Raw genomic sequence first — 12326 nt, 5'->3', positions numbered from 1 at the left:
CGGGGACGCGTCCTGGGTGGAGCGCGGCGCCCCGGTCACCGTGCGTCCTGCCGGGTGTCGTGGCCGGCGGCCGCGGCGGCGGAGGTCTCCCGCACCGACGCCCCCGCCCGGACCGGGACCGGCGCCTTCCGGCGCGGTGGGCGCGGTGCCCCGGAGGACTCCCCGTCCGTCACCGGGGCCGCGTCCGGCGGATCCTCCCCGTCGTCCGGGGTCAGCAGTTCCGCGATGTCCAGCACGTGGTACCCCCGCATGGACGGCAGGCAGCTGCCCCGCACCGGCCCGATCGCCGACGCCCACTCGCGGGGGATCGCCGACGCCCCGTGCAGGGCCCCGGCCAGCGCCCCCGCCAGCGCCGCCGTGGTGTCGGCGTCCCGGCCCATGTTCACGGCGGTCAGTACCGCCGTACGGAAGTCGCCACGCGCCGCAGTGAGCGCGCCGAACGCGAGACCCACCGCCTCCGGCGCCAGATCCGTCCACGGATAGCCGCCGATCACCACCGCCGAGCGCACCGCCCGCTCGGCGGCCGCCGCGTCCGGATACGTCCGCTGCGCGGCCGTCACCGCCCGGCGCAGCGAGCGCGCCGTCCAGGAGTCCATCGGCACGACCGAGAGCGCGGCCGCGATCACCGAGGCGAGCCCGGCCCCGACCATGGCGGCCGCGACACCCGCGGCGACGGCCTGCCCGCCGTAGATGCCCTCGCCCTCATGGCTGACCCGCCCGTCCACCGCCACGAGACGGGCGGCCTCGGCCGGCCTCCCCGCGGCGAACACCCCGAACGGGGCCGCCCGCATCGCGAGACCGTCGCTCCAGGCATGCCGGTGCTGGGCAGAGATGGGGGCGGCCAGGCCCCGGCGCAGATTCTCCAGCGTGCCGCGCTCGCTGAACCCGGCGCCCCGGAACGGCCCCTCGTCCAGGTCGGCGATCCAGTGGTGCCAGGCCCGCTCCACATGGGCGACGGTGAGCGCCGACCCGTGCCGGGCCAGCAGCAGACCCGAGAAGATCGCGTACTCCGTGTCGTCCGTCCCGGCCGGATCGTCGCTGACGAAGCCCTCGATACGGCCCCAGCGGCGGCGGATCTCGGACGGCCGCAGATTCTCCGCCGGTGCGCCCAGCGCGTCACCCACCGCGAGCCCCAGCAACGCCCCCCGTGCCCGGTCCCCCGCACCGTCCGCCCTCAGCTCCATCGTGCCGACCCTTCGCTCCGAACCGGTTCCACCGGATATGCGAGGTTTCCCCGATCACCGTCAAGAGAGGCGTGCATTTCGTACAAATAGGCCGACCGGGTGAGCGCGCCAGAACGGGTAAGTACGGCCTTCCTTGCTGGCGGGAGGCGTTTTTCGTGCGTACTTTCGACTCTGCGGAGCGGAGGAACGACCACGGGGTCCGCTCCCGGAGAAGGGGAGAGCTGTGTCCATCATCGAGACCGACGCCGTACTGCACGAGGCCCACCGCGACAACCACACCCACCGGGACGTCAACGGAGGGTGGCTGCGGCCCGCGGTGTTCGGGGCCATGGACGGGCTCGTCTCCAACCTCGCGCTGATGACGGGCGTCGCCGGAGGCGCGGTCTCCCAGCAGGCCGTCGTCATCACCGGCCTCGTGGGACTCGCCGCGGGCGCCTTCTCGATGGCGGCGGGGGAGTACACCTCCGTCGCCTCGCAACGCGAACTCGTCGAGGCCGAGCTCGACGTCGAACGCCGCGAGCTGCGCAAGCACCCCAAGGACGAGATGCGGGAACTCGCCGCGCTCTACGAGTCCCGCGGCGTCGAACCGGCGCTCGCCCAGGAGGTCGCCCGCCAGCTCTCCAGGGACCCGGAGCAGGCCCTGGAGATACACGCCCGCGAGGAGCTGGGCATCGACCCGGGCGACCTTCCCTCGCCGCTCGTCGCCGCCGTCTCCTCCTTCGGCGCCTTCGCCCTGGGCGCCCTGCTCCCCGTACTGCCCTACCTCCTGGGCGCCGATGAGCTCTGGCCGGCCGTGCTGCTCTCCCTCGCCGGCCTGTTCGGGTGCGGCGCGGTGGTCGCGAAGGTGACCGCGCGCAGCTGGTGGTTCAGCGGGGCGCGCCAGCTGCTGCTCGGCGGAGCCGCTGCCGCGCTCACCTACGGCCTGGGCACACTCTTCGGCGTCGCCGCAGGCTGAGGGGGTTCCGGCCCCCTGACGGGACTTCCTGGCCGGCTCCCGGTGTTGCACCTGTGTGACGTACGTCTTGGCGCACGTCACTGGGCTCCGGGAGGCGCCCCCCTTAAAGTGAGACGCTATGCAGTGCTACACATAAGTAGCCGTTACCCGGCGGTTTCGAATCCATGACCGCTGGGCAAGAGCCGTAGACACTCGCGGGCAACGACGCCCGCACTCTGCGGTCTCCCCGGACGGTGATCCACAAGGGTCCGTCCGATCGTGACCCACTCGCACCACGACTCCGTGGTGTCCGCATGCTGGAACGGACTATTCGCTTTTTGAGAAGCGTTCCATCATGTAACCTGCACGAAATTTCGCAGAGGGCCAGCGTCGTCCCTCGGCACAGCACATGCCACGACGACGACGGGAGAGCCGATGCGTTCCGACGCCTGGTCGCCCATGGACGGTCGCCCTGTCCAGCAGGGGATGTACGACCCCCGTAACGAGCACGACGCCTGTGGTGTCGGGTTCGTGGCCACTCTGACCGGTGTGGCCAGCCATGAGCTGGTCGAGCAGGCGCTGACCGTACTGCGCAACCTCGAACACCGCGGCGCCACAGGATCCGAGCCCGACTCGGGCGACGGCGCCGGAATCCTCCTGCAGGTCCCGGACGCCTTCCTCCGCGAAGAGGTCACGTTCGAACTCCCCGACGCCGGCTCCTACGCCGTCGGCATCGCCTTCCTCCCCGCGGACGACGCCACCGCCGCCGTCCAGCGCATCGAGAAGATCGCCGCCCAGGAGGGCCTCGACGTCCTCGGCTGGCGCGAGGTCCCCGTCACGCCGGACATCCTCGGCAACGGCGCACGCGCCACCATGCCCGAGTTCCGCCAGGTGATCGTCGCCGACGGCACCAGCACCGGCATCGCGCTGGACCGCAAGGCCTTCGTCCTGCGCAAGCGCGCCGAGCGCGAGGCCGGGGTGTACTTCCCCTCGCTCTCCGCACGCACCATCGTCTACAAGGGCATGCTCACCACCGGGCAGCTGGAGCCGTTCTTCCCGGACCTCTCCGACCGCCGCTTCGCCACCGCGGTCGCGCTGGTCCACTCCCGCTTCTCCACCAACACCTTCCCGAGCTGGCCGCTCGCCCACCCGTACCGCTTCGTCGCGCACAACGGCGAGATCAACACGGTCAAGGGCAACCGCAACTGGATGCGGGCCCGCGAGTCCCAGCTCGCCTCCGACCTCTTCGGTGCCGAGAACCTGGACCGGATCTTCCCCGTCTGCACCCCCGACGCGTCCGACTCGGCGTCCTTCGACGAGGTCCTGGAACTCCTCCACCTCGGCGGCCGCTCCCTGCCCCACTCCGTGCTGATGATGGTCCCCGAGGCATGGGAGAACCACGCCTCCATGGACCCGGCCCGGCGCGCCTTCTACCAGTACCACGCCACGATGATGGAGCCCTGGGACGGCCCGGCGTGCGTCACCTTCACCGACGGCACCCAGGTCGGCGCGGTCCTCGACCGCAACGGTCTGCGCCCCGGCCGCTACTGGGTCACCGACGACGGCCTCGTCGTCCTCTCCTCCGAGGTCGGCGTCCTCGACATCGACCCCGCCAAGGTCGTCCGCAAGGGCCGCCTCCAGCCCGGCCGCATGTTCCTCGTCGACACCGCCGAGCACCGCATCATCGAGGACGACGAGATCAAGGCGTCCCTGGCCGCCGAACAGCCCTACGGCGAATGGCTGGAAACAGGCGAGATCGAGCTCGAGGACCTCCCCGAGCGCGAGCACGTCGTCCACACCCACGCCTCGGTCACCCGCCGCCAGCAGACCTTCGGCTACACCGAGGAAGAGCTCCGCGTCCTCCTCGCCCCGATGGCCCGCACCGCCGGCGAACCCCTCGGCTCCATGGGCACCGACTCGCCGATCGCCGCGCTCTCCGAGCGCCCCCGGCTGCTCTTCGACTACTTCACCCAGCTCTTCGCCCAGGTCACCAACCCGCCGCTGGACGCCATCCGCGAGGAGCTCGTCACCTCGCTGCGCTCCACGATCGGCCCCCAGGGCAACATCCTGGAGCCGACCGCCGCGACGTGCCGAAACGTCACGCTGCCGTTCCCGGTGATCGACAACGACGAGCTCGCCAAGCTGATACACATCAACGCCGACGGCGACATGCCGGGCATGAAGGCCGCCACCCTGGCCGGCCTCTACCGCGTCAGCGGCGGCGGCGACGCCCTGGCCGCCCGCATCGAGGAGATCTGCGCCGAGGTCGACGCGGCCATGGAGGACGGCGCACGCCTCATCGTCCTCTCCGACCGCCACTCCGACGCCGAGCACGCGCCGATCCCGTCGCTGCTCCTGACCTCGGCCGTCCACCACCACCTCATCCGCACCAAGCAGCGCACCCAGATGGGCCTGCTGGTCGAGGCCGGGGACGTCCGCGAGGTCCACCACGTCGCCCTCCTCATCGGCTACGGGGCCGCCGCCGTCAACCCGTACCTCGCGATGGAGTCCGTCGAGGACCTCGTCCGCGCCGGCACGTTCATCGAGGGCATCGAGCCCGAGCTCGCCATCCGCAACCTGATCTACGCCCTCGGCAAGGGCGTCCTCAAGGTCATGTCGAAGATGGGCATCTCCACCGTCGCGTCCTACCGCGGAGCCCAGGTCTTCGAGGCCGTCGGCCTCGACGAGGCCTTCGTCGCCCAGTACTTCAACGGCACCGCCACCAAGATCGGCGGCGCCGGACTCGACGTCGTCGCCAAGGAGGTCGCCGCCCGCCACGCCAAGGCCTACCCCGCCTCCGGCATCTCCGCCTCGCACCGCGCACTGGAGATCGGCGGCGAGTACCAGTGGCGCCGCGAGGGCGAGCCGCACCTCTTCGACCCCGAGACGGTCTTCCGCCTCCAGCACGCCACCCGCAACCGCCGGTACGACATCTTCAAGAAGTACACCGGACGGGTCAACGAGCAGTCCGAGCGCCTCATGACGCTCCGCGGACTCTTCGGCTTCCAGGGCGGACGCACCCCGATCTCCATCGACGAGGTCGAGCCCGCGTCCGAGATCGTCAAGCGCTTCTCCACCGGCGCCATGTCGTACGGCTCCATCTCCCAGGAAGCCCACGAGACGCTCGCCATCGCCATGAACCAGCTCGGCGGGAAGTCCAACACCGGCGAGGGCGGCGAGGACGCCGAGCGCCTGTACGACCCGGCACGCCGCTCGTCCATCAAGCAGGTCGCCTCCGGCCGCTTCGGTGTCACCAGCGAATACCTGGTCAACGCGGACGACATCCAGATCAAGATGGCCCAGGGAGCCAAGCCCGGCGAGGGCGGCCAGCTGCCCGGCCACAAGGTCTACCCCTGGGTCGCCAAGACCCGGCACTCCACCCCGGGCGTCGGCCTGATCTCGCCCCCGCCGCACCACGACATCTACTCCATCGAGGACCTGGCTCAGCTGATCCACGACCTCAAGAACGCCAACCCGGCGGCCCGCATCCACGTGAAGCTGGTCTCCGAGGTCGGCGTGGGAACGGTCGCCGCGGGTGTCTCCAAGGCCCACGCGGACGTCGTCCTCATCTCCGGCCACGACGGCGGAACGGGCGCCTCCCCGCTCACCTCCCTCAAGCACGCGGGCGGCCCCTGGGAGCTCGGCCTCGCCGAGACCCAGCAGACCCTGCTGCTCAACGGCCTGCGCGACCGCATCGTCGTCCAGACCGACGGCCAGCTCAAGACCGGCCGCGACGTCGTCATCGCCGCGCTGCTCGGCGCCGAGGAGTTCGGTTTCGCGACCGCGCCGCTCGTCGTCTCCGGCTGCGTCATGATGCGCGTCTGCCACCTCGACACCTGTCCGGTCGGCATCGCCACCCAGAACCCGGTCCTGCGCGACCGCTTCTCCGGCAAGGCCGAATACATCGTCAACTTCTTCGAGTTCATCGCCGAAGAGGTCCGCGAGATCCTCGCCGAGCTCGGCTTCCGCTCGATCGAGGAGGCCGTCGGCCACGCCGAACTCCTCGACACCGACCGGGCCGTCACGCACTGGAAGGCACAGGGCCTCGACCTCGAGCCCCTCTTCCACGTGCCCGACCTCCCCGAGGGCGCGGTGCGCCACCAGATCGCCGAGCAGGACCACGGACTGGCCAAGGCCCTCGACAACGAGCTGATCAAGCTCGCCGCCGACGCCCTCGGCGCCGACAGCCCCGAGGCCGCCCAGCCCGTCCGGGCCCAGGTCGCGATCCGCAACATCAACCGCACCGTCGGCACCATGCTCGGCCACGAGGTGACCAAGAAGTTCGGTGGCGCGGGCCTGCCCGACGACACCATCGACATCACCTTCACCGGCTCCGCCGGCCAGTCCTTCGGCGCCTTCCTCCCCCGCGGCGTGACCCTGCGCCTGGAGGGCGACGCCAACGACTACGTCGGCAAGGGCCTCTCCGGCGGCCGCGTCGTCGTCCGCCCCGACCGCGGCGCCGACCACCTCGCCGAGTACTCCACCATCGCCGGCAACACCATCGGCTACGGCGCGACCGGCGGCGAGCTGTTCCTCCGCGGCCGGACCGGCGAGCGCTTCTGCGTCCGCAACTCCGGTGCCACGGTCGTCTCGGAGGGCGTGGGCGACCACGGCTGCGAGTACATGACCGGCGGACACGCGGTCGTCCTCGGTGAGACCGGGCGCAACTTCGCGGCCGGCATGTCCGGCGGTATCGCCTACGTCGTCGACCTGGACCTCGACAACGTCAACACCGGCAACGCCGCCGCCGTCGAGGGCCTCGACGACACCGACAAGCAGTGGCTGCACGACGTCGTGCGCCGCCACCAGGAGGAGACCGGATCCACGGTCGCCGAGAAGCTGCTGGCCGACTGGGACACCGCGGTCACCCGCTTCAGCAAGATCATCCCGTCCACCTACAAGGCAGTGCTCGCCGCCAAGGACGCCGCTGAGCTCGCCGGTCTCTCCGAGCAGGAGACCACCGAGAAGATGATGGAGGCGGCGACCAATGGCTGACCCCAAGGGCTTCCTGACCACCGGACGCGAGGTCGCCAAGACCCGCCCCGTCGGTGAGCGCGTCAAGGACTGGAACGAGGTCTACGTTCCGGGATCGCTGCTGCCGATCATCAGCAAGCAGGCCGGCCGCTGCATGGACTGCGGCATCCCGTTCTGCCACAACGGCTGCCCGCTCGGGAACCTGATCCCCGAGTGGAACGACTACGCCTACCGTGAGGACTGGACGGCCGCGTCCGAGCGCCTGCACGCCACGAACAACTTCCCGGAGTTCACGGGCCGCCTGTGCCCCGCTCCGTGCGAGTCGGCGTGCGTCCTCGGTATCAACCAGCCGGCCGTCACCATCAAGAACGTCGAAGTCTCCATCATCGACAAGGCATGGGAGAGCGGCGACGTCACCCCGCAGCCGCCCGAGCGGCTCTCCGGCAAGACCGTCGCCGTCATCGGCTCCGGGCCCGCCGGACTCGCAGCCGCCCAGCAGCTGACCCGGGCCGGTCACACCGTCGCCGTCTACGAGCGCGCGGACCGCATCGGAGGACTCCTCCGCTACGGCATCCCCGAGTTCAAGATGGAGAAGTCGCACATCAACCGCCGCATAGAGCAGATGCGCGCCGAGGGCACCAAGTTCCGTACGGAGGTGGAGATCGGCAAGGACCTCGACGCCGCCAAGCTCCGCCGCCGCTACGACGCGGTCGTCATCGCCGCCGGCGCCACCGTCTCCCGCGACCTGCCCGTCCCGGGCCGCGAGCTGAACGGCGTGCACTTCGCGATGGAGTACCTCCCCCTCGCCAACAAGGTGCAGGAGGGCGACCTGACGGTCTCCCCGATCACCGCCGAGGGCAAGCACGTCGTCGTCATCGGCGGCGGCGACACCGGCGCCGACTGCGTCGGTACCGCCCACCGCCAGGGCGCGGCCTCCGTCACCCAGCTGGAGATCATGCCCAAGCCGGGCGAGGACCGGAACGCCAACCAGCCCTGGCCGACCTTCCCCATGCTCTACAAGGTCACCTCCGCGCACGAGGAGGGCGGCGAGCGGGTCTACTCCGTCTCCACCACCCACTTCGAGGGCGACGAGGACGGCAACGTCCAGTCCCTCCACCTCATCGAGGTGGAGTTCAAGGACGGCAAGCTGGAGCAGAAGCCCGGCACCGAGCGCGTCATCCCGGCCCAGCTCGTCACCCTGGCCATGGGCTTCACCGGCACCGACCAGGCCAACGGCCTCGTCCAGCAGTTCGGCCTGGAGCTCGACGAGCGCGGCAACGTCGCGCGCGACGAGAACTACGCGACCAACGTCGACGGCGTCTACGTCGCCGGTGACGCCGGCCGCGGCCAGTCCCTCATCGTGTGGGCCATCGCCGAGGGCCGCTCCGCGGCACGCGGCGTGGACCGCTACCTGACCGGGGCCAGCGCGCTGCCCGCCCCGATCCGCCCGACGGACCGTTCCCTGATGGTCTGACCACGGCACACAGACGTCCCGTACAACGGCGTACGGAACTGAACGCGGCGCCCGCCCCCGTCCCCGACCGGACATGGGGTGGGCGCCGCGGCGCGTACCGGGGAGGGTCAGACCATGAGCGCCAGCGCGCACACGGCGGCCAGGGTGCCCGTCACCGAGAGCACCAGACCCGTCCCGACGAACCGGCCCATGTGAATACGCGTCCCCTGCCACCGGCACCGCTCGAACCACAGCAGCGTCGCCAACGACGCCCACGGAGTCACCAGCGGCCCCACATTGACCCCGATCAGCAGGGCCAGCAACTGTCCCTGGTTCCCCGCCGGCACGACCGCCTCGCCCGCCAGATACGCCGGCAGGTTGTTGAGGACGTTCGCCACACCCGCACCCACCGCCGCCGACCGCAGCATCCCGAGGAAACCGTCGTCCGTCCCGAGCAGCGACTCCAGCAGCTCGTGCAGACCGTGCGCGTCGACCGTCTGCACCACCAGGAACATCCCCGGCACCAGCACCAGGAGCCGCCACGGCACCAGCGAGAGCCGCAGCTCCCGCGGGCGCCGCACCGCGAACGCCACCACCACGACGACCATCGCCGTCAGCGACGCCGACCACAGCGGAACGTCGGCGACCAGGATCGCCAGCAGGAAACCCACGCAGGCCACCGCACAGATCCGCAGCAGCAGCGGATCCTCGGCCACCGGCGCACCCGGAGGGACGTAACGGTCCGCACCGCGCCGGCCACGCCGCCAGTAGAAGACCCACAGACACACCGCGGTCATCCCGATCGCCGCGAGCTGCGGCAGCCACATCACCGCGGCGAGCCCCGACGGCGAGAGCGCCACCCGGTCGGCTGCCAGCAGGTTCGTCAGATTCGACACCGGAAGCAGCAGACTCGCGGTGTTGGCGAGCCACACCGTCGTCATCGCCAGCGGCACCGCCGCGATCCCCACCCGGCCGGCCAGCGCCAGCATCACCGGGGTGAGCAGCACAGCGGTGGTGTCCAGGTTCAGCGTGATGGTGGTCAGCGACGCGAACAGCACACACAGCCCGAACAGCAACGGATACCGGCCCCGCCCCGCCCGCGCCACCCATGAGGCCACCACGTCGAAGACCTGGGCCCGGCCCGTGAGTTCCGCCATCACGATCACCGTGCCCAGGAACGCCAGCAGCGGGCCCACGCGCCGCATCTCCTCCGCGGCCGGCTCCGCCGGAAGCAGCCCCGTCACCACGGCGAGCAGCCCCAGGACCAGCAGGGCGCCCGCGAGCCAGTCGAGGGGATGCAGCCGCCTCAGGAAACCGCCGGCGCCACCTCGCGGACCGCCGTCCCCGTGACCCCCGGGGGCCGTACCCGCGGGTTCCCCCGCCGAAGGATCTCTTGCCATGGAGCGATGATCCCAGAGCGGCGTCCCTGTCCCCGTACCAGCGGGTTCACCGTCGGGCCCGTGCCGTCGGCCGCCTCCGCCGGGGCACCTGCCGTGTCAGAGCGTCCCGGTGAGCGAGGCCGTCCGCACGGCGACCATCGCGGCCAGAAGCACCACCAGGACCACCCCGCCGGCCAGCTGCGTGGCCGACGTCCTGAGCTTCGCCGGGGCGTAGGCGAGCCCGAAGGTGACCAGGCCACCCGTCAGCAGACCGCCGAGGTGCCCCTCCCACGACGTGAACGCCGCCGAGATCACCATCCAGAGCAGGAACCCCGCCATGAACCGGTTGACCGCTCGCATGTCCCGGCCCAGACGGCGGTTGATGACGTAGAACGACGCCGCCAGACCGAAGATCGCGCCCGACGCGCCGACCGCCGTCGTCTCCGGCGACACCAGGTACACCAGGACCGAACCGCCCACCGCGGACAGCAGGTACAGCGCGAGGTAACGGGCACGGCCGAGCTGCCCCTCCACGATCCGTCCCAGATTCCACAGGGCGAACATGTTGAAGACCAGATGCATCACACCGAACGACGTGTCCGGCGGCAGATGCAGGAAAGCCCCCGTCAGCAGCCGGTACCACTCACCGTCGGCCACCCCCGTCAGCTCCAGCCCCGGAAAGGTCTCGCCGCGGTAGTAGTACTGCCCGCCGTCCTGGTCGACCAGGACGGCCCCGAGCATCCCGAACCGGTCGACGGTCCCGGACCGCACCACCTCGACCACGTACGCGAGAATGTTCAGCGCCATCAGCACGTACGTCACCAGCGGAGCCACCCCGCCCCGCGCCTCACCCCCGAACACCGTCCGCGCCCGGCGGACCGAGGCCTGGCCCTCCTTCACGCACTCCACGCAGTGATGGCCGACCGACGCCTCACGCATGCAGTCGGGGCAGATGTACCGGTCGCAGCGCGTACAGCGCACGTACGTCTCGTACGAGGGGTGGCGGTAACACCTGGTGGCGGCGGCCTCCATGGCCGGCTCCTTCAATCGTCAACGGGAGGAGGACCGCCAGGGGCGGCGGCGCTCAAGATAGCGAACGTCCGCCACGACCGGACCACCCGGGTACGGCCTCGCCATAGCCCTGACCTCCCGTCAGCGGGGGCGCGGGCCACGGAGGCGCCGCATACGGAAGCCCTTGAGCCCGCCCGGCCGCCGGAGCCGCGCCGGACCGCCGGGAAGCCCCGGCCGCGCACGGCCCACGTCCCGACGCCCCCCGAACCGGTGATCCGCCGCGAATCACGACAGAGGATGTCCGGATCAGCGGGTTCCATGGGACCCATGACACCGAACACATCCCCCGTCTCCTGGCAGGCCTTCCACGCGGCGGAACCTGACCTGGCCGACACCGTGCGCACACGTTTCCAGCAGTACAAGCACCACGTCCTCGCGACCCTCCGCGCCGACGGCTCACCCAGGGTCACCGGCCTCGAGGTGGAGTTCCGCATGGACGCCATGTGGTTCGGCATGATGCCGCACTCCCGCAAAGCACTCGATCTGCGGCGAGACCCGCGCTTCGCCGTCCAGGCGAACCCCGGACCCGACGCCGAGATGGCCGACGGGGACGTACGGATCTCGGGACGCGCCGTCGAGATCACCGACCCCGCCGTCCTGGCCCGCTTCGTCGAGGCGGTCACCCCACCCGAACCCTTCCTCCTCTTCCGCGCCGACCCGGCCGAGGTCGTCCGCACCGGCATCGACGGCGACGACCTCGTCATCCAGGTCTGGCGCCCCGGCCACCCGCTGCGCACCCTGCGCAGGGGAGCCGACGACAGTCCCGTCCGCGAAGGGTGAGCCACATGCCGTCCGCGAAGGGTGAGCCACACACCGCAAGACCTCCCGACACGCGGCACACCCGCCGGAAGCCCTGACACGCGGCCGGGCGCCCCGCCCCGAGGGCACCAACGGTCCTCGCGCCCCGGCCCCGTGTCCCGCCCGGCGTCACCCGCCCGGCGCAGCACGCTCCGGAGAACTCCGGCCGCGGACCGCTCGCCACCCACGGAGATCCACTACGGCGTCCGGGTGAAACGGCGCCCGGGCTCCGGCCCGGACCCGGTGCGCCCGGCCGAGGGCACCCGGCCCTCCACCGGAACCCTCGGCACCCAAGGGAGAACCGGGCCGGGCGCACCCCGAGTCCAATTCGGCACGCCCCGTGAACGGCCCACGCCCTCCCGGGCCACCCCGATTTCCCGGCGCGCCGGGACAGCATGATCCGCCGCCCGCCGACGGAACGTGCTACGGTTGCGGCGTTGCAGTTTTGGTACCCATGAACTTTATGTGCGCCTGACGGGAACTTTCCTCAGGCGCATTATTGTTTTCCGGCTTTCTCCGGATGGGGCTCAATG

7 protein-coding genes are annotated in these 12326 nt (G+C 71.1%); 4 read left to right on the top strand and 3 right to left on the bottom strand.

Annotation, left to right across the window (positions count from 1 at the left end; translation table 11 throughout):
- Window positions 1-35: 35 nt before the first annotated feature.
- On the bottom strand, window positions 36-1184 hold the full coding sequence (locus tag ACGFNN_RS26125) for an ADP-ribosylglycohydrolase family protein (RefSeq protein ID WP_393559431.1): 1149 nt from the start codon (window positions 1182-1184) through the stop codon (window positions 36-38).
- Between the two features lie 223 nt (window positions 1185-1407).
- On the opposite strand from ACGFNN_RS26125, the gene ACGFNN_RS26120 reads away from it, so the two are divergent.
- The 3 genes from ACGFNN_RS26120 (at window position 1408) to ACGFNN_RS26110 (ending at window position 8566) form a co-directional block, all read left to right on the top strand.
- Window positions 1408-2139, top strand: coding sequence for a VIT1/CCC1 transporter family protein (locus ACGFNN_RS26120; protein ID WP_362543059.1), 732 nt, complete (start codon window positions 1408-1410; stop codon window positions 2137-2139).
- A 414-nt stretch (window positions 2140-2553) separates the two neighbouring features.
- Window positions 2554-7113 (top strand): glutamate synthase large subunit, encoded by a 4560-nt coding sequence (gene gltB, locus ACGFNN_RS26115; RefSeq protein ID WP_393559429.1) that lies wholly within the window; start codon window positions 2554-2556, stop codon window positions 7111-7113.
- Window positions 7106-8566 carry a glutamate synthase subunit beta gene (locus ACGFNN_RS26110; protein ID WP_393559428.1) on the top strand — a complete coding sequence of 487 codons (1461 nt, stop codon included), beginning with the start codon at window positions 7106-7108 and terminating at the stop codon, window positions 8564-8566. The genes gltB and ACGFNN_RS26110 overlap by 8 nt, the downstream gene beginning before the upstream one ends.
- Before the next feature lie 107 nt (window positions 8567-8673).
- Here the strand turns inward: ACGFNN_RS26110 and ACGFNN_RS26105 are convergent, their stop codons facing one another.
- Together ACGFNN_RS26105 and ACGFNN_RS26100 are read right to left on the bottom strand one after the other, a co-directional pair.
- Window positions 8674-9945: an SLC13 family permease gene (locus ACGFNN_RS26105; protein WP_393559426.1), complete on the bottom strand. Its 1272-nt coding sequence runs from the start codon at window positions 9943-9945 to the stop codon at window positions 8674-8676.
- A 96-nt stretch (window positions 9946-10041) separates the two neighbouring features.
- A complete protein-coding gene (locus ACGFNN_RS26100; protein WP_393559424.1) occupies window positions 10042-10956 on the bottom strand; it encodes a rhomboid family intramembrane serine protease in 915 nt (304 codons plus the stop codon).
- A gap of 276 nt (window positions 10957-11232) precedes the next feature.
- Here ACGFNN_RS26100 and ACGFNN_RS26095 point away from each other — a divergent pair, with 276 nt between their 5' ends.
- The gene (locus ACGFNN_RS26095; protein ID WP_393559423.1) at window positions 11233-11775 is read left to right on the top strand and encodes a pyridoxamine 5'-phosphate oxidase family protein; all 543 of its coding nucleotides are present in this window, start codon (window positions 11233-11235) and stop codon (window positions 11773-11775) included.
- Window positions 11776-12326 lie beyond the last annotated feature (551 nt).

Source organism: Streptomyces sp. NPDC048590, from assembly GCF_043199535.1.
Classification (GTDB): domain Bacteria; phylum Actinomycetota; class Actinomycetes; order Streptomycetales; family Streptomycetaceae; genus Streptomyces.
The sequence above is the reverse complement of the archived record's forward strand: the minus strand, read 5'-3'. Positions and strand labels throughout refer to the sequence as shown.

What these genes read in the sequence shown, in the direction of transcription:
- ACGFNN_RS26110 (WP_393559428.1), top strand. Translation starts at nt 7,106, where the DNA reads ATGGCTGACCCCAAGGGCTTCCTGACCACCGGACGCGAGGTCGCCAAG.
- ACGFNN_RS26125 (WP_393559431.1), bottom strand. Translation starts at nt 1,184, where the DNA reads ATGGAGCTGAGGGCGGACGGTGCGGGGGACCGGGCACGGGGGGCGTTG.
- ACGFNN_RS26105 (WP_393559426.1), bottom strand. Translation starts at nt 9,945, where the DNA reads ATGGCAAGAGATCCTTCGGCGGGGGAACCCGCGGGTACGGCCCCCGGG.
- ACGFNN_RS26095 (WP_393559423.1), top strand. Translation starts at nt 11,233, where the DNA reads ATGTCCGGATCAGCGGGTTCCATGGGACCCATGACACCGAACACATCC.
- gltB (WP_393559429.1), top strand. Translation starts at nt 2,554, where the DNA reads ATGCGTTCCGACGCCTGGTCGCCCATGGACGGTCGCCCTGTCCAGCAG.
- ACGFNN_RS26100 (WP_393559424.1), bottom strand. Translation starts at nt 10,956, where the DNA reads ATGGAGGCCGCCGCCACCAGGTGTTACCGCCACCCCTCGTACGAGACG.